Source organism: Microbacterium sp. Leaf288 (genome assembly GCF_001422925.1).
Lineage (GTDB): Bacteria > Actinomycetota > Actinomycetes > Actinomycetales > Microbacteriaceae > Microbacterium.
The window spans coordinates 1-25,554 of sequence record NZ_LMNI01000015.1; the positions used below are offsets into that span (position 1 = coordinate 1).

Genomic DNA, 25,554 nt, shown 5'->3' on the forward strand with positions numbered 1-25,554 from the left:
CATTTGACAAGTGCACGCTGTTGAGTCATTTGACAAGTGCACGCTGTTGAGTTCTCAAAGATCGGACGCACCCGCATTCCAGCTTCACAGCCATCACCGCAGGGCAACTTCACTATCTTATCCCATCGAAGCCATCCGTCAGACCGACCGGAGCTCTTCGAGCAGGATACCCATCGTCCAGCACGCAGAGCGTCTTGGAGGTGATGGGGGCGGTTCGCTACTTGAGGGGAGCCAGACCCTGAGGCCTTCCGCTCTACCCTTTGGGGCGAACAAGAAGACTCTACCCCGTGAATGCGGGTTCGCACAAATCGACGCTCTGCACGGCTGCTCGCCCCCTGCGGAGACCTCCCCGAGGGCCCGATTCCGTCGCGATCGAACCTGTCCCACACGCAGATCAGCCCTGCACGTAACAGGGCTGATCTGGTGAAGATGGGGCTGACGGTGGGATGTGAACTCACAGACCCCGACATCCGGAACGATCAGATGGGTCGGTTCACGTTGATTCAGGCGGGATCAGGCATCCGCATCGATCAGCGCGGAAGGATGTGGATCAGCGTCGATGTCGGATTGCGTTGCCACACACAGAGGACGCGATGCGCTCTATGGCGTGACGATCGGGAAGGCCGGATCGAAGTCGTCCAATACTGCGGCGAGTTCGACAAGCTGATCGGTGTCGCCGTGGAGCGCGATCTTCCCGCCCGCGGCGAGCTGCGGTGCGACGCTCGGTTTGAGAAGCACGCCGACCATCAGGGGCTTCGGTGCGCTCACGGTGAGGGGGGCATCGGTCGAGTGCCCTCGCCGCGCGTTGAGCACGCCCCGCGCGATCCAGAGATTCCACTGTTCGGCGCTGTCGGTGAAGTCCAGATTGATCCGGATGTCAGCATCCGCCGCCTTCGGGCCGTTCACGTGCACGGCGGCGAAGTCGAACAGGATGTCGATCGGCATCCCGAGCAGAGTGTCCTCGCTGGCCGTTGTGAACGCGGTCGGCTGAATCCCTTCGCGAAGCTCTCGAGCGGCCGTGAGGAAGATCCCGCGCCACTGCGGACCCTCGGCCTGGAAGCCGAGCTGCTCATACGCATCGGCCTGCAGATCCCGCGCCTCGACGTCGCCCGGGTCGGCGAAGACGAGCTTGTGCAGGATCTCCACCGCCCACCGGTAGTCGGCAGCTTCGAATGCACGCTTGCCCTCTTCCAGAACCTTGTCGCGGCCGATGAAGGCTATGTATCGCTTCGCGGATTCCACAGGCGGGTGCGGATGCAGCGACACGGGGTCGCCATCCCACATGCCGAGCTCCTTCGTGAAGACTGCGCGGACGTCGTGATGCACGGTGCCGTGGTAGCCGTGGTTGAACCACTTGCGGTCGAGCTCGTCCGGCAGGCGGATCTCCTCCGCAGCCTCCAGAGGCGTGTACCCCTGGTTCGCGAGACGGAGCGCCTGGTCGTGGATGTACTTGTACGCATCACGTTGCGAGGCGATCATTGCGGTGACGTCGGCATTGCCCCAGACCGGCCAGGTGTGCGGTCCGTAGTGCACCTCGGCCTCATTGCCCCAGCGCTCGAGTGTTTCGTCGAGGTAGCGGGCGAAGTTGCGGGCATCCCGCGTTCGCGCGCCGCGGAGTGTCTGGATGTTGTGGAGCGAGTGGTTGGCGTTCTCCGCCGTGGTCAGAGCCTTCAGCTCCGGGATCCAGATGTGCATCTCCTCCGGCGCCTCCGTGTCGGGGGCATAGAGGAACTCGAACTCGATGCCCGCGATGGTGCGCTTCTCCCCCGTCGTGCGGATGCCGTCAGTCGGTGAGATATAGGAGACGGTCGGGTTCTTCGTGGTGAGCGTGCCGATCCCGCAGCTGACGAACCCGTGCGGGCCGTGCTCCAGCAGTCCACCGAATGCGTACTGGGCGCGTCGGGCCATCGCGTTGCCGGCGACGACGTTCTCGCCGATGGCGAACTTGTCGAACGAAGCGATGGTTCCCGGCGCGAGAATGGGCACCTTGCCCGACCGCACATCCTCTTCCGAGACCACGCCCTTCACACCGCCGTAGTGGTCGATATGGGTATGGGTGTAGATCACCCCGGCGACAGGTTTGTCGCTGACGTGCTCGCGGATCAGCGCCATGCCCTGGCGAGCACTTTCGACCCCGGCCATGCAGTCGATCACGATGAGCCCGTCGACGCCCTCGACGACGGTGAGCTGCGCGATGTCGTTGCCACGCACCTGGTAGACGCCGTCAACCACCTTGAACAGGCCACCCTGGCGGATCAGCTTCGACTGCCGCCACAGACTCGCATCGACCGAATCCGGCGCGTCTCCGTCGATGTAGTCCATCGCGTGCAGGTCGAAGATCACATGACCGTCATCGCCGAGCACTGATTCGGGCAGAGGTGCGATCAGGCCACGCGCAACATCCGTGAAGTCCTGCACATCGTCCAGCGGATAGCGTTCCCGCGCTGCAGCGAGAGCGGCAACAGTGGCAGGTGAAGCTTCCTGGGGTGAGCGGGCCATCATTCTGCTTTCCGTAAGGAGTTCGAGCCGTGGGGTCACGCCTTCGATCAGCCTGGCGCACGGGCGCACTGTGTGCAAAGCGGCCGGCGCCGTCACCCCGACGTCCGAGGTCGCATCCGCACAAAGCGAAACCCACTCAAGTCGATCAGACTGATCAGCTTGAGTGGGTTTCAATGGCGGTGACGGTGGGATTTGAACCCAAAGAGGTTCGATCCATTCCAATCTGCGTCAACCGCGAGCCGCGGAATTCCGCGGCTTGCGACCTATCAGAATCTGCTGTCGTTCCTACTGAGTCCCTGCCAACCAACCTCGTCCGTGGGCACCATGTGGGCACGAGTTCCGAGGCACGGGCGCCTGGGGGTGTGCCAGCGCAATATCGAACGGCTTCCGGCCAAGGGTGGGATCGTCCTGATGGACCGGTCTTGGTGCATCAACCGGCGCGTCGCGTGATTCGCGGGCAGCGTTGTCCCGCGTGAGGCCTGACTGGCATTCCGGCTAGCGCGAGTCATACGCGGTTCGCGCCGTGATGACCTCCTCGATGTGCTGCTCGGCCCATCGCCCGAGCGCCGTGAGGGGCTCCTGCAGGGTGCGCCCGAGATCCGTGAGTTCATACTCCACACGTGGTGGCATCTCGTCATAGGCCGTTCGAGTGACGACACCGTCGCGTTCGAGATCGCGGAGTGTGTCCGCCAGCACTTTCCCCGAGATGCCATCGACGGCTGTGCGCACTTCGCCGAACCGCAGCGGGCCACCGCTGAGAGCGATCACGATCATGGCGGTCCACTTGTTTGCAATGCGTGCCAGCGACGTTCTCGACGGGCAGGAAGCGAGCATCACATTCCACTCGGGCTGAGTCACCTAGCCCTCCTCCCAGTTACCTTGAGGTAACAAGTTACCAGGTGAAACTATATGTGAATTGTTCACTATGAAGGAGACGGACATGAGCGTACAAAGTCCTGCGGCGGTTGTCGCTTCCTATTTCGAGGCCCTCGGCCGAGGCGATGTGCCTGCGGCGATGGAGCTGCTGAGCCCGGCCGTGGTGTGGCATCAGCCGGGCGCGAACCGGTTCTCCGGAGACCACTCCGGTATCGACGGAGTAGGCGCGTTGCTGGGCGGCATGATGGCTGCCAGCGAAGGGACGTTCCGTCTTGACGTGACCGGTCCCCCGATGGTCAACGGCGAGCTCGTCGCCGTGCTTGTGCGCTTCTCCGGCAGCCGCTCGGACGCGGCCATGGACATGGCAGGAGTCGACCTGCTCACCGTGCGGGACGGGAAGATCGTCGAAGTGCACCTGTTCTCGGAGGATGGGGCGACCGAAGACACGTTCTGGGGCATGCCGTAAGGGCCGCTGGCCCTCGTCGACGTGCGGGGGGCAACCTCGTGCTTTCTGGCCAGGGAGCAGCGAACAAGTCCCCGACGCCCTGACCCTCGCCTTCGCCCCCAGCGCTCAGGGCTCCCCCGCCCAGAGGAGCGAGCGCATGACTGTGCTCACTCACGTTGGCGATCATCGAGATCCGTGCCGGGCTCGATCACCAATGCGGCCGTATCCCATCGAGCGGGGCGATGGGAATCTGTATGTGGCGAACTTGTGATGAACCACGTGGAGGTTCGATGGACAGCGAACAGGCCGGCTACCCCGAGCAGGGCGCTCCGCTGGTCACCGAGGTGCGAGGCGCCCGGGTGCACAACCTCAGGAACATCGACGTAGACATCCCGTTGCGGCAGCTGGTCGCGATCGCCGGGGTATCAGGGTCGGGGAAGTCGTCTCTGGCGATGGGGGTGCTCTACGCCGAGGGGTCCAGGCGGTACATCGAAGCGTTGTCGACGTACACGCGCCGGCGCATGTCGCACGCAGCTCGCGCCACGGTGGACTCTGTGCGGCATGTCCCAGCGGCCTTGGCGCTGCGCCAGCGCCCTGGGGTTCCCGGCGTGCGGTCGACATTCGGGACGTCGACAGAACTGCTCAACGTGCTGCGTGTGATGTACTCGCGGCTCGGCTCGCACCTGTGCCCGAACGGTCACCGGCTGTCGCCGACGATCGACGTGGCAGCGAACAAAGACCTGACCTGCCCGGTCTGCGGCGCGGAGTTCTCCCCGCCGGGAGCGGAATCGCTGGCGTTCAACTCCGACGGGGCATGCCCGGCCTGTTCAGGAACCGGCACAGTACGTGACATCGACGACGCGACGCTGATCCCCGACCCTCTGCGGTCGATCGAGGACGGCGCCGTCGCACCTTGGGCGATGTTCGGGCTTTCAGTGATGCCGCAGGTCGCCGCCGCGTTCGGTGTCCGCATCGACGTCGCGTACGCAGAGCTCACCGCGAAGGAGCGGGAGATCGTGCTCGATGGTCCCGCCGAGAAGCGTGAGATCAAGGTGCCGTCGAAGACCGGGAAGCTGTTCGATCTGAACTTCACCTATCGCAGTGCGCGTCAGGCCGTGCGGGAAGCGATGAAGAACGCCACCAGCGAGAAGGGCCTGGCCCGTGTCGAGCGATTCATCACCGCGCACACCTGCCCAGCCTGTCACGGCACCCGCCTGTCCGAAGCCGCGCGCGGCACCGAGGTGGATGGCATGAATCTGGCGGAGGCAACCGCACTCACGCTCACCGAGACGATGCGGTGGATGCCGACAGTGTCGGCCACCCTGCCTGCGAACATGCGTCCGATGGCGGAGATGATCACCCGGCAGTTCACCGAGATGGGGCGCCGACTCACCGAGCTCGGCCTGGGATACCTCACCCTCGACCGGGCCAGTTCCACCCTGTCGACCGGGGAACGGCAGCGAGTGCAACTGGCACGAGCGGTCCGCAACGAGACGACCGGGGTTCTTTTTGTGCTCGACGAGCCCTCCATCGGACTGCACCCATCGAACATCGAGGGCCTGATCGGCGTGATGCGGGACCTGCTCGAAGGCGGAAACTCCGTCGTTCTCGTCGACCATGACGTGCAGGTGCTGCGCGAAGCCGACTGGATGATCGAGATCGGCCCAGGCTCCGGCTCCACCGGCGGCACGATCCTCGCCCGAGGCAGCATCACGGAAATCCAGCAGAACCCCGCATCCCTCATCGGGAAGTTCCTCACCGGCGACGAAACGGCGGTGGTCCGCGACCGTGCGACCGAAGCCGACATGTTCTCCGACGGAAGAATCGAACTCAAGACCTCACCCATCCATACCGTCGGCGCACTCGAGGCCGCCATCCCCAGAGGTCGGCTCACGGCAGTGACCGGCATGTCCGGGTCGGGGAAGACGACGTTCGTACTGGACAGCCTCGTACCTGCGTTGGCCGCCATCCACGACGGGACGCCGCTCCCCGCGCACGTCGTCTCCCTCGACGCGGCGGGTGTGACACGAGCCGACGTGGTCGATGCGACACCGATCGGCACGAACGTGCGCTCCACGGTCGCCACCTACAGCGGTGTCCTCGACGATCTCCGCCGTGCCTTCGCGGAGACCCCCGCAGCAAAGGACAGCGGGCTCACCGCAGGCGACTTCTCCTACAACACCGGCTCACTCCGATGCCCGCGCTGCGAGGGCACCGGGCAGGTCGTCCTCGATGTGCAGTTCCTCCCCGACATCGACATTCCCTGCCCCGACTGCGGCGGCACCCGCTACGGACCCGAGGCATCCGGATTCCGCCTCCCCGCGCCCGGGCACCTGTCGCTTCCAGAACTGCTCGCAATCACCGTCGCCGACGCCGCGCAATTGCTCGTCGAACGCCCCAGAGTGCGCAAGAAGCTGCATACCCTCGTCGATCTCGGCTTGGGCTACCTGACTCTCGGGGAGGACACCCCCGCCCTATCCGGCGGCGAAGCACAACGGCTGAAGCTCGCCGCCGAACTCGGACGCACCCACACCGGGACGATGTTCGTCTTCGACGAGCCGTCCGTCGGCTTACACCCCCTCGATATCCGCACTCTCCTGCGCGTGCTCGAGCGACTCCTCGCCACGGGCGCGACCGTGATCGTCATCGAGCACGACCTCGACATGATCGCCAACGCCGATTACATCGTCGATCTGGGGCCCGGCGGCGGCATCAACGGCGGACGGATCATAGCCACCGGCACGCCAGAAGCCATTGCGGCCAACCCTGCGAGCATCACCGGCCGCTTCCTCGCCCCTAGCCTGCATCAGGGGACCACAGGCCCCGATCGGGCAGCTGGCCTTTCTCACGGTGATCGACGCTAGGGCCGCGGTGGTGTGGGGCGGGATCGAGTGCAACGCGATGGGCGCCCCTCATCGCGCGCTTGCGCGACGAGGATGCCGCAGTCGACGAAGGGCCGCTCAACCGGATCGTCTGGCGAGAGTCGACAGGGCAAGCTCCCGGCTCCTAGTCTCGGGCTGCGCGCACCGCGTCAACGAAGGGCTGCACGGGTATCCGGTACGCGCCTGTCTTCGAGAACCCAATCGATCGATCCACGCCGCGAACGCGCGCGCGGTTCCGTGCGGTGATCGCTTAGCGGCTTCATTGCCCTCGAGGAGCGAAGGTTCATATCCGACCTCGGCCACTACGGGAACGCTATGCCACCGCGAAATTCCGCGGCTGCGACCGCGTGACGGAGATGCGCGAGATCTACGCCGATTCCCTGGTCACGATGGTGAAGAGATCCGCAGCGTCGGCGACGGCGGGGGGCTCATCGCCGGCGACTGCCGCGGTGACGGTCTCCACGATGCGTCTCGCCTCGGCGACATGGTCGATGGCGATTGTCGTGAGGGGCGGATACGTCAGGGCTGCGGCAGGGATGTCGTCCGCGCCGATCACCGCGAGTTCGCCCGGGATGTCGACACGCGCGAGGCGAGCACCGGCGATCAGCGCTTGGGCGACCTCGTCGTTGTAGGCGCACACCCCGGTGACGGGCAGGGGCAGAGAGCGCCAGTGCTCGATGGCGGCCGCGGCGGATGCTGCGTCCAGGGCGACGGTGCGGACGTCTGGCGAGGCGAGGCCAGCGTCGCTACAAGCGGCCCTTGCGCCTTCCAGACGGGGCCGTGCGAAGTCCTGAAGCGAAGGAAACTCCGGATAGGCGTAACCGATGCGCGAATGGCCGGCGCCGATCAGATGCTCGGCCTGCATGCGACCGATTCGACTGTCAAGTCGGACAACTTGAGCTCTGCCGTCATGGTCGGCAAAGAGGACGGCCACGGATTGGACGCCGAATGCGCGCATGGCACGCTCTGCCTCCGGGTCGACGGGTTGATAGGACAGCACGGCGGCCGGGGAGATCTCGTTCCAGACGTTGTCGAGGCTACGGACACTTGGGTCCTCGATGTGTGTCACGAGCGTCAGCCCCTGCCGACCGAACGCGGCCGTCAGTTCGGCCAAGAGCGCTCCTGCAGCTGAGCCGAGCGGCCATGGCCGGAGGATGCAGAGCACGACGTCGGAGCGGCCTCGCGTCAGCGTGCGGGCGGCTGCCGACGGCATGTAGCCGAGGCGCGCGGCGGCATCGAGAACGCGTTGACGAGTGGTGTCGGGGATGGTCTGATGCGGAGTCCGGTTCAGGACGTAGCTGACTGTCGAGCGAGCCACCCCGGCTTCTCGTGCGACATCCGCGCTCGTGACCCTCCTCTGCACCTTCGTCGCCATCGCGCTCTCCCCGGCTAGCCGACAAATTGACGTCTCTGCGGCTCCAGTGTAATACTGACAGCTGTCACTGACGCGCGTCAGTGACAGCTGTCAGTAACAGCCCTTTACAGAGCAGTAGAGAACATGACCGGCGCGTGACCACCATCTCGTACCCTCATCAGGATCCGTCTGTGGCGCCAGAGAAGCGAGCCGACGATCTCCTCGCTCGGCTCCCTCTCGGAGACAAAGCCGGCCTGATGTTCCAGCCGCTCGCGGGAGTCGGCGATTTCGACGCCCCGGGTCCGATCGGCTACCCGTCGACCCAGACGCTGCTGGACCGCCGGATCAATCACTTCAACACGCTGCAGGCCCCGGGCGCCCGAGAGCTGGCGGAGTGGGCGAACGCGGTGCAGGAGGAAGCGCGCACGCAGCCGTTCGCGATCCCGGTCACAATCTCCAGTGATCCGCGGCACGCCTTCGGGAACAATCCCGGCACGGGTCTCGCTTCCGGTCCGTTCTCACAGTGGCCGGAACCGCTCGGCTTCGGTGCCCTCGACGATGCCGAGCTCATGCAGCGGTACGGCGACATCGTGCGACGAGAGTACCGCGCAGTCGGCATCTCTCTCGGGCTGCATCCGCAGATCGACCTTGCAACCGACCCTCGCTGGTCTCGGGCAGGCGGGACATACGGCGAGAGCGTCGAGATCACCCGCCGCCTCGGCGTGGCCTATGTCCGCGGGCTCCAAGGGGAGCGGCTCGGCCCCGATTCGGTCGCTGCTATGGGTAAGCACTTCCCCGGTGGCGGGCCGCAGCTCGACGGCGAGGATCCGCACTTCGACTACGGCAGGGAGCAGGTCTACCCGGGCCGGATGTGGGATCTGCACCTGCAGCCGTTCAAGGACGTGATCGCTGCGGGTATCTCACAGATGATGCCGTACTACGGCGTCCCGATGGGCACGGAGTACGAGGAGGTGGGGTTCAGCTTCAACAGGAAGATCGTCAACGACCTGCTCCGTCAACAGCTCGGCTTCGACGGCATCGTGTGCAGCGACTGGGGCATCATCGGCGCAACCCCGTGGGGCGTGGAGCACCTGACCTTCGAACAGCGGATGATCAAGGCCCTCGACGCCGGCATCGACCAGTTCGGCGGAGAAGCCATCCCCGACGTGCTCGTCGGCCTCGTACGCGCAGGCAAGTTGAGCGAGGCGCGCATCGACGAGTCCGCCCGGCGCCTGCTGCGGGAGAAGTTCACTCTGGGCCTGTTCGACAACCCTTTCGTCGACGCGGAACGAGCCGAAGCCGTCGTCGGCGCGGCCGATGCACGCGAGACCGGGCTCGCCGCCCAGGCGGCGGCGCATACGCTGCTCGTCAACAGCCCGGGAAGCGCACGACTGCCCCTGCGACACGGCATCTCGGTGTATGTCGAAGGCATGGACCCGCTCGCCCTGGCGGGCCGGGCGAATGTCGTGGCGACACCCCAGGAGGCGGACGTCGCCATCCTGCGCACCGCCGCGCCGTTCGAGCAGCGCGGCTACCCCGGCGACCTCGAGTCCTTCTTCCACGCCGGTTCCCTCGACTTCCCGGACGAGGACGTACAGCACCTGCAGGAGATTGCGTCAGCGGCTCCCACCGTGGTCGGTGTGTACCTCGACCGCGGCGCGATCCTCACCCCACTGCTCCCTCACGTCGACTCCCTGATCGCCGAGTTCGGTGCCAGCGATGAGGCGTTCGCGCGCGTGCTCTTCGGCGAGGCGGAACCGCGGGGACGCCTACCGATGGAGCTCCCGTCCTCCATGACGGCTGTTCGAGCAAGTCGCCCCGACGTCCCCTCGGACTCCGAGAATCCCGCGTTCGAGTTCGGGTTCGGCCTGCGATACGAGGACTGGCGGCCCCGCCCGCATCCCACGGAGGAGGAACAGTTCGCGACCACGCTTGCTCGACGCAGCGGGGGCCGCTATCGCCTGAACCGGACGAGCATCGGACTGCTGCTCAAGGATCCGGACGCCCGAACGATCCTCGCCGAGGGCGTCCCCGAGCTCCTCGACCACCCGATGCTGAACGTCGCCCTCGGCATGGACGTCCGCTCCGTCCTGACGATGGTCGTCGGCGGCGCCGACGAGTCCAGGCTCCAACGCACCCTCACCCGCCTGTCGATGCTCTAGATCCACACGACGCCCCGCAGAAAGGAATCGGATGACGTCCGATGCACCACCCACCTCAGCCGCAGCGATCGTCCGACGGGTCGGCGGAGGCTTCATCACGCTCTACGTCCTCGCCTACATGGGCGTGTGGCTGGCGCTCCTCGCACCCGTCCTGGTGACGCTGCCCCTGAAGATCAACAGCCCCGTCGGGCCTGAGGCGGCACCGGCCGCCCTCGGCCTGGTCACCGGAGTCGGAGCGCTGCTCGCGCTCGTCGGCAATCCGTTCTTCGGGCGCCTCAGCGACCGCACGACAGCGCGGCTCGGTATGCGCCGCCCCTGGATGATCGTCGGCCTCATCGGGGCCACCGCCGGCCTCGTCATCGTTGCGATGGCCCCCACCGTATGGGTGGTCGTCGTCGGCTGGTCGATCACGCAACTCGCCTTCAACGCACTCCTTGCGGCGGTCGTCGCGATCATGGCAGATCAGATCCCGGAGAAGCAGCGGGGCGCGGTCTCCGGTGTCCTCGGCATCTGCGCCCCGATCGCACTCGTCGTCGGCGCCTACGTCGTCCAGCTCGTTGCACCGCTCGGTCAGCTGGCGATGTTCATGTTCCCGATGGCGATCACCAGCATGTTCGTCATCGTGTTCATGCTCGTCCTCAAGGACAGACGACTGTCAGGCGACGACAAGCCTGTGTGGTCGTTTCGCGAGTTCGTCTCGACCTTCTACACCAGCCCACGGAAGGCACCGGACTTCGCCTGGGCCTGGATCAGCCGCTTCCTGTTCGTCATGGGACAGTCGTTCCTGCTCACCTACCAGGCGTTCTACCTGCTCAACAAGATCGGGATCTCCGAGACCGAGCTTCCCGACAGCATCTTCATCGCGACCCTGGTGTCCTCGGTGTGCTGGGTGCTGTTCAGCCTCGTCGGCGGCAAGCTCTCCGACATGTCAGGCCGCCGCAAGATCTTCGTCCTCGCCTCGGCCCTCGTCTACGGCATCGGACTCTTCGTCGTCGCGATCTCGACGGAGATGACCGGGTTCCTGATCGCCATGGCGATCACCGGCGCCGGGATCGGCATCTACTTCGCCGTCGACCTCGCGCTCGTCACCGACGTCCTCCCCGACCGCGACAACGCCGCGAAGGACCTTGGCGTGTTCAACATCGCCAGCGCCCTCCCGCAGTCCATCGCACCGGCCATCGCGCCCGCAATCCTCGCCGTCGGCGGCGGGGACTACTCGGTGCTGTTCTTCGTCGCCGGCGCTTGCACGATCATCGGCGCACTCGCAGTCCTCAAGGTGAAGGGAGTGCGCTGAGATCCGGTTCGGAATACGCGGCGGGGATATCGTGGTTCCAGCAGTGGTAATACCCCCTATGGGTATCAGAATCGCGACCGAGGAGTTCTGACCGATGACTGTGCGATCCACAGAATCCGCTCGACAGACCGCAGACGACACGTCAGACAAGAGGGTGCTGATCCCGATGCTCGTCGTCTCGGGCGGGCAGCTGCTCATCGTCCTCAACGACGTCATCGCGAACGTGGGACTGCCCGCCATGCAAGCGGACCTGGGCATGTCCGCGGGGATGATGCCCTGGGTGGTCAACGCGTACATCCTGCTGTTCGGCGCCCTGCTGTTGTTCGGCGGACGCCTCGGCGACCTCTACGGCCGCCGCCGTCTGCTGCGCATCGGGCTCGTCGTGTTCATGGCCGGGGCATTGATCGCCGGCCTCGCCACCGGCGGGACGATGGTCATCCTCGGCCGCGCCGTGCAAGGCGTCGGCGCAGCCTTTATCGCACCGAACGTGCTCGCCTCGATCAACTCCACCTTCCCGGCGGGGAAGCATCGCAATACAGCACTCGCGCTCTACGGGGCGATGTCGGGCCTCGGAATCGCCGTCGGCCTGCTCGCCGGCGGCGTGCTGGCCGGCACCTTGGGCTGGAACTGGATGTTCTACCTCAACATCCCCATCGGTCTGCTCCTGCTCGCCGGCACCCGAACCCTGGTCGAAGCCGACCGCCACCAAGGAAGGCTCGACGTCGCCGGCGCGGTTCTCGGCACCGGCGCCATGGCCTCTCTGGTCTACGCCATCACCCGTGGCGGCGATCACGGCTGGGCTGATCCGGCGACCCTCGCGTTCCTCGCCGCGGCCGGCGTCCTTCTGCTCGTGTTCCTCGTCGTCGAGTCGAAGATGAATGACCCGATGCTGCCGCTGCGCATGTTCAAGAGCCGCAACCGGTCCGGTGCGTACTTCGGGATGCTCATGGTCTCGTTCGGCCCGCTGGGTATGTTCTACCTGCTCAACCTCTACATGCAGTACGTCCTCGACTTCGAACCCCTGCAGACCGGCTTGGCCTGGCTGCCGTTCGCGGTGGGCATCGTCGCCGGCGCGGCGATCAGCTCCAAGCTCGCCGCGACACTTGCGCCACGTTGGATCATCGGCGCCGGGATGCTGCTCGCCGCCGGCGGCCTGTTCTCGCTGACCTTCATCAGCACGAGCACCCCCTACTGGGCGCACCTGCTGCCGGCGATCTTCGCCACCGCATTCGGATTCGCGCTCAACTTCGTGCCCCTCACCTCCGCTGCAGTCAGCAGCGCCGCTCCCCAGGACCTCGGGATCGCTTCCGCGCTGCTCAACACCGCCCAGCAGATCGGTACGGCCCTGGGCATGGCCGTCACCTCCAGCATTGCCGTCGCCGTCACCACACGTCATCTCCCCGACGCCCTCGCCATGCTGACCCAAGGCCGGCAAGACGGCGACACCCCATTGGTCACGGAGGCCTCGCAGGCGCTCGTGGACGGCTACACCGCCGCACTCACCGTCGGCGCGGTCTCACTGGTCCTGGCGGCGATCATCACCGCGACCGCCATCAACACCCCAAGGCCCACCCAGGCCCACCCCGTCAAGACCTGAGCAAACAACGCGGAACCGAGTCTCCGCGCAATCCATCCCGCGGTAGTCCGGCACTCGGAGCCGACCGCAGATCAACGCACACCACGAGAGGAACACATGCACTCCCACGACGAGGAAGCAACGTTTATGGCCGACATCAAGGCAGCCGCACCGGAGATGGTCTCGGCATTCTTCGGATTCGACAAATCCGTGTTCAGTAAGAACTCCGGCAACCTTGACCTGGCCACTCGCGAGCTCATCGCCGTCGGCGTCGCTGTGACCACCCAGTGCCCGTTCTGCATCGAGGACCACGCAAAGCGCGCCATCAAGGCCGGCGCTTCTAAGGCCGACGTCGCGGAAGCCGTCATGGTCGTCGCAGCCCTGCGCGCCGGCGGCGGAGTCACGCACGGGTGGAAGGCGATGAAAGCCATCGCCGAGAGCGACTGACCGCTTCCGGTCATCTCGGTCATTCGCTGTTCGTCCAGAGGAGGCACTCCACGCAGCGTGCGTGTCTCGAGCTGCGCTCCCCTGCATTGCGTGGACTCCCCCGCTGACCTTGCGGTCGCGGACGCGGATAGAATCCAGCCGGAGGTACAAGCATGGCAACGGCCAGCGACGTGGCGAAGCTCGCCGGAGTCTCGCAGAGCACCGTCTCGTACGTGATGAGCGGCACTCGGACGATCTCGCCGGAGACTCGCGCACGCGTCGAGGCGGCCATGCGCGAACTCTCATATCACCCCAACGCAGGAGCCCGAGCCCTCGCCGGGAGCCGCACGAACGTCCTCGGTCTGGTCACCCGATTCACAGCGACCACCGAGGTCGGCGCGTTGCTTCCGTTCATCGACACGATCACCGGCTATTGCCGCGAGCGCGATTACGACGTCGTGCTCGTCACGGCAGACGAGGGACCCGCAGGTCTCGAGCGGCTGGCCGGAAGGGCCATCGTCGATGGCATCGTGTTGATGGACATTCGCCGTGACGATGATCGCGTCGCGACCGCACGAGAGCTCGACGTCCCGGTCGCGCTCATCGGAATCCCCGACGATTCCGCCGGCCTCGACTGCGTGGACTTCGACGTGCAGGCCGCGGGCAATCTCGCCGTTGAGGAACTCGTCGCCGCTGGGAGTTCGCGCATCGTGCTGATCGGAGAGGCTCCCGAGGTGCGTGCTCAGGGCTTCGGGTTCGTGCATCAGTTCGCGGACGCAGTTCAGGATGCCGCGCTGCGCGCCGGACTGCGATGCGACACCTTCGAACCCAGCGCGGAGGGCTGGGTGGGCTTTGGAGCCTTCGGCGGTCTCGTCGCGGATATCCGAGCGGACCGGGCCGGGATCGTCGCGCGCACGCCTCAGGCGATTGACATGACGATGCAGATCCTGCTGTCGGACGGCGTAACACCGGGTCGTGAGGTACCACTCGTCGGACTGTGCCCCGACGATACGGCGGAGGCGTTCCGCATTCCGGTGACGAACGTGTCGCCCGAACCGCGCGACGTTTCGCGACTTGCTATGGCGACTCTTTTCTCTCGACTCGGCGGGAGCGACGCACCTCGCGAGGTGCTCCTGGTCGCCCCGCGATTGACGCGACGCGCGACCACTGCGGCGACATCCGACTAATCGTCACTTGTTGATTCGACCGTCTTGGTCTAACCTGTCGATGCGCATCGAATCGATGCGCATCGACACACTGACGCACCATTTCGCCGCCGCCGCCGCCGCGGACGGCACGGAAGGACAATCCGATGACTCAACGTCGAGCCGGGACACGCATGGCCGCCGCCGCCATTGCCCTGGCAACCGCATCCATCTCGCTTGCCGCCTGCTCTTCGGGTGGAGGTGAGGTAGGCGGTGCCGCGACTGTCACGATCGCCTCGTGGTACGAGGAGAACGTGATCGGCACGTCCCTCGAAGCCGCGAACGACATCCTCGCGGAGGAGGACATCACGCTGGAGTACACACAGATCCCCCTGGATCAGTACAACACCTGGCTAAGCACACAGCTCGCGTCAGGCGAGGGTCCCGACATCATCATGGACGGTGCGAGTTTCCCGGCCCGTGTTGCAGCCGGCAACCTGGTCGACATCAGCGATGACGAGGTCGTGGCCAACTTCACTGCAGAAGGTCTCGCGCTGTCCACTGACGCGAACGGCGCGGTGTATGGAGTCCCCTCCTACGGGTGGTTCTCCGGCGTCTTCTACAACAAGAGCCTCTTCGAACAGGCGGGCGCCGAAGTTCCCAGCACGTTCGACGAATTCCTCGACGCGGCGGACACCCTCGCGGACGCCGGCATCAAGCCGATGGCCGCTGGCCTGGCGGACAGCGACAAAGCCGTGCACTCGCTGATGGGATTCCTTGAGAACGCGTACTACCACAACGGTGATGGCAGCCCCGAGATCGACTCTGAGTTCGCGTTCGGCGAGACCACGCTGGACGGCAATTGGAACGACGCCGTCGAAGAGTGGAGCCAGGTCATCGATCACGGCATTCTCACACCCGAGATGCTCGGCACCCCTCTTACCCAGGCCGTGGCGGAATTCACGAGCGGATCGGCCGCCATGTTCATCAGCGGCGCGTGGGACTACGAAACCATCAAGGAATCGGGCATCGACTTCGGAATGTTCTCCCATGTCGGAAGCGATGCCGGCAATCAGTGGCTGCTCGGCGGCCCCGCCGCCAGCTTCGGCGTCAACGTCGACAGCAAGCACCCTGAGGCAGCGCTCGCGGCTCTCCACGCACTCGCCTCGCCTGAGGCGATGCAGGCGATCCTGGACTCCAACCCTGGCGCCTTCAGCTATTTCAACGGCGTCGAAGGATCCTTCCCCGCCGAGTACGAGCTCGTCGCGCCCCTCCTCGCGGAGGGCCACGTTGCCGTCGCTTGGGACCGCTGGGGAGTGAACATGCCCGCCCAGACGATGATCGACACGCTTCTCAAGGGTCTGCAGAGCGTCGTGGGGGGCCAGGAGGGCACCGACGACCTGATCACTCAGCTCGACGATCAGGCAGATTCCATCCGCTACTGACCCGGAAGGCGTGCGCCCGGACCGCCGGGCGCACGCCTCGGACAGGACTCACATCATGCGTTCCACCACAGCGCCGCCGCGCCTAGGCGCGGAAGTCGGCACGACGGATGCGTGGACGCCGCCACGTCGCCCGAACACTCGGACGACGCGTCGGCGGATGCCACTGCCGGCTCGACTGCGGTCTCGGCTGCCATACATCCTGATGGTGGCGCCGGCCCTGATCATCTTCGGGGTCTTCTTCATCATCCCGGTGATCCGCACGGCCGTGCTGAGCCTGACGGACCAGAGCAACCACAGCCGCGAGGTCAACTTCGTCGGGCTCGAGAACTACGTCGAAGCACTGACCAGTCCGCAGATGCTGGCCGGCATCCAGCATTCACTCACCTATGCCGTCGTCGTCGTCGTTCTGCAGAACCTGATCGCCTTGCCGATGGCGCTCCTTCTGCACTCGAAGATTCCGTTCCGAGGTGCCTTCCGCACCATCTTCTTCGGCCCGGCCGTGCTCAGCGTCCTGGTCGTCGGGTACCTGTGGAGCTACATCTTCTCCTCGAACGACTTCGGCCTCATCAACACCGTGTTGCGCTCGATCGGGCTCGCCAACGTCAACTGGCTGGGCGATCCCAACCTCGCGCTGGGCACCATCATCGTCACCCAGGTCTGGCAGTGGTTCGGTTACCAGATGGTGATCTACCTCGCCGCACTGCAGACCATCAACAACGACCTCTACGAGGCCGCTGCGCTCGATGGCGCAGGCCGGTGGAAGTCCTTCCTCACCGTCACGCTGCCGGGCCTCCTCCCCGCCTTTCAGATCACCATCGTCACCGGCCTCATCGCCGGCCTGAAGGTGTTCGACATCGTCATCTCCATGACCAACGGCGGACCGGGATACGCCACCGAAACAGTGCTCACCCTCATGTATCGGAAGTTCTCCGAGGGCAACTACGGTGTGGCCGCCGCCTTCGGCATCCTGTTCCTCATCGTCAGCCTGCTGATCGGCGGCTTGCTACTGCGCGTGTTCCGTCGACTCGAGGCGAGGTACTCATGACCCCCACCGCCACCAGGCTGACGTCGATGCGACGCACCCGTCGCCGCACCAACACCCTCGTTCTCATCGTGCTGATCGCATTCAGCATCGTGATGCTGATTCCCATCTACTACTTGATCGTCACGACGTTCAAGACGACTGCCGAGGCGGCGGCGAATCCGATGGGACTGCCGTCCTCGTTCGACTTGTCGATCTACGTCGACGCGTTCATCCGGATGGACTATCCGCGCGCGTTCCTCAACACATTCATCATCACAGCGGGATCCGTCATCGGCGTCGTCCTCTTCGCATCGATGGCCGGGTATGCGCTGAACCGCAAGGCGAACAGTCGTATCGCTGCGATCGCGTTCCTCGTCCTGCTGTCCGGGCTGATGTTCCCCTACCAGATGTCGATCCTGGGGCTATACGAGGTGATCAAGTCGCTCGGGCTGATGAACAGCCTGCTCGGCGTCATCCTGATCAACGTCGCGGTCAACCTGCCGTTCGCCACGCTTCTCTTCTACGCCTTCACCTCGACGATCCCGAGAGAACTCGAAGAGGCCGCGAGCATCGACGGCGCCGGGGTGCTGCGCACCTTCGCGACAATCGTGTTCCCCCTGCTGCGACCGGCGGTCGTCACTGTCGCGATCCTCAACACGCTGAGCGCATGGAACGACTTCATGGGCCCGCTGTACTTCCTGCAGTCCCGCGAAAAGCAGGTGATCCTGCAGGAGGTCTACCGCAACATCGGCCAGTTCTCCATCGACTGGGCGTCCCTCTTTCCGATGATGGTGCTCGGGGTCCTTCCGCTCGTCGTCTTCTACGTCATCCTGCAACGCCACGTCATCGGCGGCGTCGCCGGCTCGATCAAGGGCTGACGCCCGTCACCGGAGAACATCACATGACTGTCACCCATACTCCCGCCCTCGCCTCACCGTCCCTCGTCGAGACGACGATCCACACCGACACGACAATTCCGACCATGGCAGTGGAGACCACCACGCTGCGGCTCGGAAATGGATCGGTCACCATCGACGCTGCCCTCGGCGCGCCCATCCAGTTCACCGCCCCCGACGCTCCGAACCGGACCTTCCTGTTGGATGCGACCATCCCATGGCACTCCGTCGAACATGCGTGGGGAACCGGCTACGTCATCAGCGACACCTTCGCCGGGCGGTGGAGCACGCCCGCCTCGATCAAGACGACACCGGATTCTGTGATGACCCAATATCGCGTCGGCGATCACCTCGCCGTCGAGATCGAACGCCACGGTGGCGACGTCCTGCGCGAGACCTACCGGTTCCGCAACACCGGGGACCAGCCGATGCGCATCACCAGCCTCGGCATCCAAACGCCCTTCGCCGACCTCTACCCCGGCGCCCTCGATGCACTCAGCCGACGCGTCCACGCCCACATCTTCACCGGAGGCGCCTGGTCCTGGGTGGCCGCCCAGCCCATGGATGGGACGGGGCGCATCCTTGGACTCACCGTCCGCGAAGGCGCTCTCTGGGGCTACTCGGTGGAGACCCGCAACACCACCACCATTTCGAACGCGCGCGGACACCTCGTCCTTCACGTCACCGACAATGCACGCAATCCCAACGCCTTCGGTGGGCAGCCCGTGATCGAACTCGCACCCGGAGCCGACTACCTGCTGTCGTGGGATCTCGCCTGGTACGAAAACATGTCCGCCCTGGAAGCCGGGACGCGGGCCCCCGCTCAGTTCTCTTCGTTCAGTGCCACCGTCGGCGATGTCATCACCGTGCATACCGACCGCACGGTCCGCGCAGAGCACGGGGTGGAAGTCAGACCCACGCAGGAGGGTGCGAGCCTCACGTCGCGAAAAGCCGGAAACTACTGGGTCCAGATCGGCGATGACGCACGCACCGAGGTGCTGTTCCACGAAGGGGTTGAGGCGACGGTGCGAAAGCGCAGCGCCTACGTGCTCGACCATCAACTCAGCAATGAGCGGCCAGGGCTGCTCACTCACGCCATCGTCCCGGTCGACACGACCACCGGACTCACCCAGACCACGAATGGATGGTCGGATTGGAGCGACGGCTCCGAGCGCATCGGCGTGGCAATCATGCTTCAACAGGCACTACTGCGGGGGTGGCTCGACGCCTCTGTCGACGTCGAACTGGATGGCTGGGCGGCGTTCGCGCGCACTCACCTCATAGACGCCGACGCCGCACCCCGGCGCGGCTCGCAAGCCCAGCACTCCGGCATCCGGCTATACGACTCGCCCTGGCTCGCACGATTCTTCCTGCTACGCCACGAGCAGCACCTCCGCCGCGAGGACCTCGATCTCGCCGCACGACTTCTGGAGCGTGGATTCGAGCTCGGCATCGGCCGCTTCCTCACCATCGGGTTCTCCGAGATCGTCGTCGACGTCGCCGCAGCCTTAACGGCATCTGGAGACCAGACTCGGGCCGCGGACCTGCGGGAGGCACTACTGGACAGTGCCCGTCATTTCACTGAGATCGGCACGAATTTGCCCGGGCACGAGGTCGCTTACGAACAGTCGATGGTCGCACCTTTGCTGAACCTGCTAATCGACGCCCACCGCCTGTCCGACGACCCCATCTTCATCGAGGCCATCCGCGCGCGTCTGCCGTGGCTGGCGGCGTTCGGCGGACCGCAGCCGCATGCCCGTCTGCACGGTGTCGCGGTCCGCCACTGGGACGGGTACTGGTTCGGCCAGCGCCGGCAATGGGGAGACGTGTTCCCGCACTACTGGAGCGCGCTCACCGCGACCGTGCTGCTCAGACTTCCTGAACCGCTCCGCACGGACCAGACCCAAGCCCTCGGATACGCGATCCTCCGCGCCAACATGGCGAACTACTTCGCCGACGGCTCCGCGACCTGCGCCTTCGTGATGCCCACCTCGGTCGACGGGGTTCCGGCGCACTCGGCGGATCCGCTCGCGAACGACCAAGACTTCCACTTGGCGCTGTGGCTGCAGCTCGAGGCCGACGGATACGCATCACTCGCCTGAACCACGAACCTCATGCGCCACGTAACCAGTCGGCGCCGAAGCCGCGACTGAGGGCGCAGCAGCGTTGAGCGGCGGACCTGCCGTGGGCAATCGCGCCACATGAGAAGTTGTGGGCGATCCGTGGGCACGGCCCATCTCGGCGTCGTTCTCGATCGCCGTCGATCCGCCTCAGCCGCCCTCGACCCGCTCCGGTCCTACGCCGGCGACGTCGGCCCGCTCAGCAAGAAAGCCCTGACCAGGGGGTGCCCACATCCGAGGCTGATCGAGACGGAACTAAGGGAATGGGCCAGATCGAGACCGTCCGAGAAGGACGTCGATCTGGCCCAAATTGGCGGTGACGGTGGGATTTGAACCCAAAGAGATTCGATCCTCATCGATCCGTTCGCGTCGTTGAAGCGCGGGAATTCGCGCTTTCGACCAGTCCAGGCGTCGTTCTGAACCCGCCTCGTTCGTGCTCGATCCCTGACGGACGTGGGCACGATGTGGGCACGCGCCTCCATCGGTGTGAAGTCTGCGCAGGTAGTCGCCGTAGGCGAAGGGCGCTCGTGCGCTGCAGTGTCGGCCGGGCACGCGATGTCATGCAGGGATCGTTGCCTCAAGTTCGTGAGCCCAGGGCAAATCAGCGCCGGTGCGCGAGACGGTGATTGCCGCGGCGGCTACCGCGGCCCGACCGACGTGCTCCAAGGTTGGGCGGTCGAGGTTTTCACTGCCGATGCCGAGGACGGCGTGGATTAGTGCGGCCATGAATGTATCTCCGGCACCGATGGTGTCGACGGCGGTAACAGGCAACGCGGGGATCCGGACGCGATGTTCCGCGTTGGCAATGATCGCTCCCTCCGATCCCAGAGTGATCGCAACCATGCGGGCTCCCAAGCCCAGCACGGCGTCCAGGACGTCGTCGGCTGCTAATTCGGGATACAGCCAGACGGCGTCTTCGTCGCTCATCTTGACGACGGTGCCCAGTCGGGTCATTTCCTGGAAGACAGCGAGGGCAACCGTGTGCCCGCCGATCAACGCGGGACGGATGTTGGGGTCGAAGGTGACCTCTTTTGCCGCGGTGTGGCGCAGGAGGTCCTGGACGGTCGTTGCTCCTGGTTCGAGAAAGGCCGCGATGGAGCCGGCATGCACGACGCGTGGGTTCACCGCATCGGGTGCCCGGACATCCCACATGACGTCGAAGTCGTACTCGGCTTGTCCGTCGGGACCGATTGTCGCCACGGCCGTTGACGTAGTTGCAGCGCTGATCGACTCGGCGAGTATGTGAACGTTGGAGGCTTCGAGGTGCCGAACGATGGTGTGCCCACGTGGGTCGTCGGCCAGGTGAGTGAGCAGCCCCACCTTCGCGCCCCGGCGTCCCAACCCGAGCGCGACGTTGGCCGGGCTCCCTCCGACGTGTTCAGTCCGGCCGGAGCCGGACTGGACGATGTCGATGAGAGCCTCGCCGATGACCAGCACGTCGAGGCTTTGCCTGTGGATCATCCTGTTGTACCCCTAACACCACTTCTGGCTCGTCCTGATGGTCGTTGAGTCATCCGATCAGTGCGCGTCAGGCACTCGACGGTTCGCGTCGCCCGTCGCCATGTCAACTCAGCGCGAAAAGCTCGACATCTCCTCGGTCCGCCGCGATCTGAAGCGACGTACCGCCGAGATCCGTCGGCAGGCCGAGGAGGCCACCTGCCGAGGACAGTTCGAGGATCGGCCCGTCGATAACCACTCGAACGGCCCCCGAGACCGGCACAGAGCACGTGGTGTTCAGAGCGTGCGCGGTTCGTTCGACCACTGTTGCTTCGCCCGGCTTCCACAGGATGCTCACGACCGCCTCGGTTGACGCGATCGTGAGTTCTCCGCCTTCGCCGTCGCTCCAGACCACGTCGGCTGCGGTCCCTTCGACTCGCACCGACTCCGCCCGACCGCCCCGGTGCTTCTCGACGTCCGGGTGGACGCTGGCCACGAGTCGGTCGTCGTCGAGGGAGAGGAGATACGGAATGCTGTGCGCGCTCGCCCATTCCGCTTGCTCGTCCGCAATCCCCCGCATCCAGAACAGCAGACAAGGGCGGCCTTCTGAGTCGGAGAACAGCGAAGGCGCGTAGTAACTGTCACCGAACGTCAACCGTCCCCAGTTGTCGGCGACGAATCGGCCGTCGTTGTATGAGCCGACGGCGTACCCGGCGTAGTGCAGCACGTCGTTGTCCCAAATGGAAGAGACCATGATGGCGCGGCCGTCGATGCTCAGAATCTGCGGGCATTCCCAGAGCGCCCCCATCCAGACGGGTTCGGTCTCCGCGGTGGACCGTTGCAGCGCGATGCCCGAGTACGTCCAGTGCTGCAGGTCGTCCGAAATGTACGAGAGCGCGACGGCTGTGCCGTCTCGCAGCGCACCGCCGACGAACATCCTCCAGCCTGTCTCCTCCCGCCGGACGAACGGGTCGCGATAGGCGATGAGGTCGAGGTCTGCAGGAGCCTCCACGACGAACTCGTCTTTCGACCACGCCAGCCAATCATCGTCGACGGGTGTAGCCACGCGGATCCGGCCGATTCCGAAATCCGGTGTTGTCGTCGAGGTGTAGAAGGCTCGCGTGTTGTCCTCGTCATCGGTGACCACGCATCCCGTCCAGATGCCGTCATCGCCGTCGCCGGGGACGATCGCGACAGGGAGTTCGCGCAGACTCAGCAGATCCGGACCGGCGGCGTGGCCCCAGTGGCAGTTGGGTCCCCATACCGTCTGGCCCGGAACGTACTGATAGAACGCGTGGTACTGGCCATCGCGATACGTGACACCGTGAGGGTCGTTGATCCATCCGCTGGTGGCGGTGAAGTGCAGTGCGGGTCTCATCCGCGTTCCTCTCTCAATGCGGCGCCAGTGGAGGCGCATCGGCGTCAGCCGACACGCGAACCTTCCGGGTGGTGAGCGGCGGCGCTGCCGTCACGGCGACCCCGGGGCCCGCGTGGCTCAGATGTGTGTACCGGCGGGCGGTGGCGCTACTGACTCCCGCTCCACGAGCGGGCACGCCAACACCGTCGGGTGCGCGGCCAGCAGGGCTTCTTCGCCTTTGCCGTGGACCAGCGCGGCCAATGTGGCCACCGCCCAGGCGCCCATCTCGTAGTGCGGCAGCGATACGGTCGTGAGCGTCGGGAACAGGCTGTCGGGGATGGGCGCCTGGTCGTCGAATCCGACGATGGATAGATCGGTGGGGATGACGAGTCCGCGTTCCCCGGCCGCGCGGTAGGCGCCGATCGCCATGCGGTCGTTGTAGCAGAACACCGCGGTGGGGCCGCGGTCGAGCAATTCGACGGTGGCGCGGTATCCGCCCCGCGCGTCTGCAGTGCCCGACAGGATGAGGTCCCTGGTCGACAGACCCGCCGCCTGCATTGCGTCGCGGTATCCCAGCAGGCGACCCCGGGTGGCGGGGACGTCGTCGCCGCTTGCGGCGAACGCGATCCGACGGTGGCCGGCCCGTGCGAGCATTTCCACGACCGCGGCTGCACCGGCGCGCTCATCTGGGAGCACCGCGGGGATGGTTCCTGCAGCGTCTCGCGCGCCGATCAGCGCGGCCGGCCGCGACCGCATGTTGTCGGGGGCGATGATCTCATCGTGGTAGACCGTCGCGTAGATGATGCCGTCGACCTGTCGATCCAGGAAGGCCTGGATCGGTGCCGACCCCACTTCCGGGTCTGGATTCAATTCGGAGTTGATGATGGCGAGAGTGAGGTTGCGGCGGCTCGCCTCCTCCTGCGCGCCGAGGATGATCCGGCCGGCGTGCGGGGTCGTGGCGATCTCCTCCGTGAGCAGACCGATCATGTCCGACGCCTGGGTGCGCAGCCCGCGGGCAAGCCGGTTGGGGCGATAGCCCAGTTCCTCCGCCGCCGCACGGACGCGGGCCGCGGTGTCTTCGCTTACCCGTGTATGCGGGGTGGCGTTGAGCACGTGCGACACGGTCGTCTGCGAGACGCCGGCGTGTGCCGCGACGTCTCGGATCCCGGCGGTCTTCTCCGTCACCCGGCTTCCTGTCATCGATTCCCCCTCACGTTCGTACCACTTTTCGGGCGGCCTCGTCGGCCGCGAGAGCCGCGGACCCGAGCGACGGCGTGGCACGGAAGGCGTTCACGGCCCGGTTCAGGACGACCTGATCGTCGCGACCGGAGTCGAGGATCGTGTTCCTGGTGGATGCGGCATCCACCATCACGGTGGTGACCGCGAGAGCCTGAGAGGATCCGGTCGTGAGCAGCGCATCAACCTGCGCCTCGAATGCGGAGTCGCTCGAAGCGGTGGCGACATCCTTCGCCACGACATGGTTGGTCGCGACGTGGTTGTCGTTTCCGCGGAGGATCCGGATGATGACCGGGCTGGCGTCAGCCGGCTGGATGCTGCGCGAGTCGACGACTTCGGAGAAGTGGTTGCCGATGACCGAGTTGTCGCTGCCATCGATGGCCAGCAGCCCGGCGAGGTCGTCCACGCCGTTGTCGACGCCCAGGAACGGCGTCCAGGGTTCGTGGTCGCGCAGGAAATGATTGGACGCCACGAGATTCTCTGAGCTTCCCGCCGCCAGCACCACCATTCCCGGGTAGAACGAATGCAGGCGATTGTTGGTCACGCTCGACCGGGTGACCCCGTGAAGGTGAACGCTACTCGAACCCCTGGGGAAGACGTTGTTCGCGGTGATCAGCAGCCCGCCGTGGTTCTCGGCATAGATCGAGCGGCCCTCGGGCCCGGCTCCGATCAGGTTGTCAGAAATCTTGGATGCCTGACCCCAGCCGCGCAGTTCAATGCAGCTGCCGCATTCGGCGACGAAGTTGTCGTGGATGGACAGTGCGTCCGCGTTGTAGATCGTCAGGGCATGCTCGAGGTAGACGAACCCCATGCCGGTGACCCGGAACGAGTCGTTCGCGTCGGCGATATAGATACCTGTCTTGCCGTTCGCGTAGGAATTTTCCGGGTTGTTCGCCGGGCCTTCAGCGGTGAAGTGCAAACCGTCGATGCAGAAGTTGGAGAACTCGACGGAGCTGATCCGCGGGCTTCCGGTCCTCGCAACGAGGAACGCCGCGCCCTCGGATTCGTCACGGGCATGGTCGACAGGGATGTCGACGAGGATTCGGCTGCCGCCCGGCCACAGTTCATGCAACCCGGGCCATTCCTCTTCCGGGACGTTGAACCGGATGCTCGACGATGTGAAGCCATGCCCTGACCCGTGTACCCGCAGGAAGCTGATGTCGATCAGCACCTGCGTGCGAAGGCGGTAGTCCCCAGGCGGAATGTAGATCACCGCCCCTGGCTTCCCACCGTCATTCACATCGGATGCTGCCTGCCTTGCCTTGACATCAGCGATGATGCTGTTGAAGACCTCGCCGATGTCGTCATGGGGATCGCCATGAGGCCACGTGGTCACGTCGTAGGTGTTGTCGTTCGACATTCTTTTCTCCGTTCGCGTCT

General features: G+C 65.4%; 18 protein-coding genes. 11 read left to right on the forward strand and 7 right to left on the reverse strand.

Annotated elements, in window-relative coordinates:
- Positions 1-600: 600 nt before the first annotated feature.
- Together ASF40_RS19850 and ASF40_RS19855 are read right to left on the reverse strand one after the other, a co-directional pair.
- Complete coding sequence (locus ASF40_RS19850; protein WP_200919541.1) at positions 601-2,595, reverse strand: alkyl/aryl-sulfatase; 1,995 nt, start codon at positions 2,593-2,595, stop codon at positions 601-603.
- Between the two features lie 399 nt (positions 2,596-2,994).
- Complete coding sequence (locus ASF40_RS19855; RefSeq protein WP_235560301.1) at positions 2,995-3,357, reverse strand: winged helix-turn-helix transcriptional regulator; 363 nt, start codon at positions 3,355-3,357, stop codon at positions 2,995-2,997.
- Positions 3,358-3,424: 67 nt separating this feature from the next.
- Between ASF40_RS19855 and ASF40_RS19860 the strand changes: the two genes are divergently transcribed.
- Positions 3,425-3,841, forward strand: coding sequence for a nuclear transport factor 2 family protein (locus ASF40_RS19860; protein WP_200919542.1), 417 nt, complete (start codon positions 3,425-3,427; stop codon positions 3,839-3,841).
- Between the two features lie 155 nt (positions 3,842-3,996).
- The gene (locus ASF40_RS19865) at positions 3,997-6,684 is read left to right on the forward strand and encodes an excinuclease ABC subunit UvrA (protein ID WP_235560302.1); all 2,688 of its coding nucleotides are present in this window, start codon (positions 3,997-3,999) and stop codon (positions 6,682-6,684) included.
- A gap of 385 nt (positions 6,685-7,069) precedes the next feature.
- Here ASF40_RS19865 and ASF40_RS19870 read toward each other — a convergent pair whose 3' ends face one another.
- Entirely contained in the window at positions 7,070-8,077 is a 1,008-nt protein-coding gene (locus ASF40_RS19870; protein WP_056372421.1) for a LacI family DNA-binding transcriptional regulator, read from the reverse strand.
- Positions 8,078-8,313: 236 nt separating this feature from the next.
- Between ASF40_RS19870 and ASF40_RS19875 the strand changes: the two genes are divergently transcribed.
- The 9 genes from ASF40_RS19875 to ASF40_RS19915 all read left to right on the forward strand — a co-directional run bounded on the left by ASF40_RS19875 (position 8,314) and on the right by ASF40_RS19915 (position 20,126).
- On the forward strand, positions 8,314-10,218 hold the full coding sequence (locus tag ASF40_RS19875; RefSeq protein ID WP_200919543.1) for a glycoside hydrolase family 3 protein: 1,905 nt from the start codon (positions 8,314-8,316) through the stop codon (positions 10,216-10,218).
- A gap of 31 nt (positions 10,219-10,249) precedes the next feature.
- Positions 10,250-11,512, forward strand: a complete 1,263-nt coding sequence (locus ASF40_RS19880) for an MFS transporter (RefSeq protein WP_056372423.1) — start codon at positions 10,250-10,252, stop codon at positions 11,510-11,512.
- Positions 11,513-11,606: 94 nt separating this feature from the next.
- Entirely contained in the window at positions 11,607-13,109 is a 1,503-nt protein-coding gene (locus ASF40_RS19885) for an MFS transporter (protein WP_056372425.1), read from the forward strand.
- A gap of 126 nt (positions 13,110-13,235) precedes the next feature.
- Positions 13,236-13,535: a carboxymuconolactone decarboxylase family protein gene (locus ASF40_RS19890; RefSeq protein ID WP_056372427.1), complete on the forward strand. Its 300-nt coding sequence runs from the start codon at positions 13,236-13,238 to the stop codon at positions 13,533-13,535.
- A 152-nt stretch (positions 13,536-13,687) separates the two neighbouring features.
- Complete coding sequence (locus ASF40_RS19895) at positions 13,688-14,701, forward strand: LacI family DNA-binding transcriptional regulator (protein WP_056372429.1); 1,014 nt, start codon at positions 13,688-13,690, stop codon at positions 14,699-14,701.
- A gap of 152 nt (positions 14,702-14,853) precedes the next feature.
- Positions 14,854-16,104: an ABC transporter substrate-binding protein gene (locus tag ASF40_RS19900; protein WP_056372431.1), complete on the forward strand. Its 1,251-nt coding sequence runs from the start codon at positions 14,854-14,856 to the stop codon at positions 16,102-16,104.
- A 202-nt stretch (positions 16,105-16,306) separates the two neighbouring features.
- Entirely contained in the window at positions 16,307-17,149 is an 843-nt protein-coding gene (locus tag ASF40_RS19905; protein WP_200919545.1) for a carbohydrate ABC transporter permease, read from the forward strand.
- A complete protein-coding gene (locus ASF40_RS19910) occupies positions 17,146-18,006 on the forward strand; it encodes a carbohydrate ABC transporter permease (RefSeq protein ID WP_056372435.1) in 861 nt (286 codons plus the stop codon). The genes ASF40_RS19905 and ASF40_RS19910 overlap by 4 nt, the downstream gene beginning before the upstream one ends.
- Before the next feature lie 23 nt (positions 18,007-18,029).
- Positions 18,030-20,126, forward strand: coding sequence for a hypothetical protein (locus ASF40_RS19915; RefSeq protein ID WP_157549850.1), 2,097 nt, complete (start codon positions 18,030-18,032; stop codon positions 20,124-20,126).
- Between the two features lie 576 nt (positions 20,127-20,702).
- Here the strand turns inward: ASF40_RS19915 and ASF40_RS19920 are convergent.
- The 4 genes from ASF40_RS19920 to ASF40_RS19935 all read right to left on the reverse strand — a co-directional run bounded on the left by ASF40_RS19920 (position 20,703) and on the right by ASF40_RS19935 (position 25,534).
- Entirely contained in the window at positions 20,703-21,605 is a 903-nt protein-coding gene (locus tag ASF40_RS19920; protein WP_056372439.1) for a carbohydrate kinase family protein, read from the reverse strand.
- A gap of 103 nt (positions 21,606-21,708) precedes the next feature.
- Positions 21,709-22,998, reverse strand: coding sequence for a glycoside hydrolase family 32 protein (locus tag ASF40_RS19925; RefSeq protein WP_082497232.1), 1,290 nt, complete (start codon positions 22,996-22,998; stop codon positions 21,709-21,711).
- Positions 22,999-23,076: 78 nt separating this feature from the next.
- Positions 23,077-24,138 (reverse strand): LacI family DNA-binding transcriptional regulator, encoded by a 1,062-nt coding sequence (locus ASF40_RS19930; RefSeq protein ID WP_056372443.1) that lies wholly within the window; start codon positions 24,136-24,138, stop codon positions 23,077-23,079.
- Between the two features lie 10 nt (positions 24,139-24,148).
- The gene (locus ASF40_RS19935) at positions 24,149-25,534 is read right to left on the reverse strand and encodes a NosD domain-containing protein (RefSeq protein ID WP_056372445.1); all 1,386 of its coding nucleotides are present in this window, start codon (positions 25,532-25,534) and stop codon (positions 24,149-24,151) included.
- Between the last annotated feature and the right edge of the window lie 20 nt (positions 25,535-25,554).

What these genes read in the sequence shown, in the direction of transcription:
- ASF40_RS19895 (WP_056372429.1), top strand. Translation starts at nt 13,688, where the DNA reads ATGGCAACGGCCAGCGACGTGGCGAAGCTCGCCGGAGTCTCGCAGAGC.
- ASF40_RS19925 (WP_082497232.1), bottom strand. Translation starts at nt 22,998, where the DNA reads ATGCGCCTCCACTGGCGCCGCATTGAGAGAGGAACGCGGATGAGACCC.
- ASF40_RS19900 (WP_056372431.1), top strand. Translation starts at nt 14,854, where the DNA reads ATGGCCGCCGCCGCCATTGCCCTGGCAACCGCATCCATCTCGCTTGCC.
- ASF40_RS19870 (WP_056372421.1), bottom strand. Translation starts at nt 8,077, where the DNA reads ATGGCGACGAAGGTGCAGAGGAGGGTCACGAGCGCGGATGTCGCACGA.
- ASF40_RS19890 (WP_056372427.1), top strand. Translation starts at nt 13,236, where the DNA reads ATGGCCGACATCAAGGCAGCCGCACCGGAGATGGTCTCGGCATTCTTC.
- ASF40_RS19920 (WP_056372439.1), bottom strand. Translation starts at nt 21,605, where the DNA reads ATGATCCACAGGCAAAGCCTCGACGTGCTGGTCATCGGCGAGGCTCTC.
- ASF40_RS19875 (WP_200919543.1), top strand. Translation starts at nt 8,314, where the DNA reads ATGTTCCAGCCGCTCGCGGGAGTCGGCGATTTCGACGCCCCGGGTCCG.
- ASF40_RS19860 (WP_200919542.1), top strand. Translation starts at nt 3,425, where the DNA reads ATGAAGGAGACGGACATGAGCGTACAAAGTCCTGCGGCGGTTGTCGCT.
- ASF40_RS19935 (WP_056372445.1), bottom strand. Translation starts at nt 25,534, where the DNA reads ATGTCGAACGACAACACCTACGACGTGACCACGTGGCCTCATGGCGAT.
- ASF40_RS19910 (WP_056372435.1), top strand. Translation starts at nt 17,146, where the DNA reads ATGACCCCCACCGCCACCAGGCTGACGTCGATGCGACGCACCCGTCGC.
- ASF40_RS19930 (WP_056372443.1), bottom strand. Translation starts at nt 24,138, where the DNA reads ATGACAGGAAGCCGGGTGACGGAGAAGACCGCCGGGATCCGAGACGTC.
- ASF40_RS19880 (WP_056372423.1), top strand. Translation starts at nt 10,250, where the DNA reads ATGACGTCCGATGCACCACCCACCTCAGCCGCAGCGATCGTCCGACGG.
- ASF40_RS19905 (WP_200919545.1), top strand. Translation starts at nt 16,307, where the DNA reads ATGGTGGCGCCGGCCCTGATCATCTTCGGGGTCTTCTTCATCATCCCG.
- ASF40_RS19885 (WP_056372425.1), top strand. Translation starts at nt 11,607, where the DNA reads ATGACTGTGCGATCCACAGAATCCGCTCGACAGACCGCAGACGACACG.
- ASF40_RS19915 (WP_157549850.1), top strand. Translation starts at nt 18,030, where the DNA reads ATGACTGTCACCCATACTCCCGCCCTCGCCTCACCGTCCCTCGTCGAG.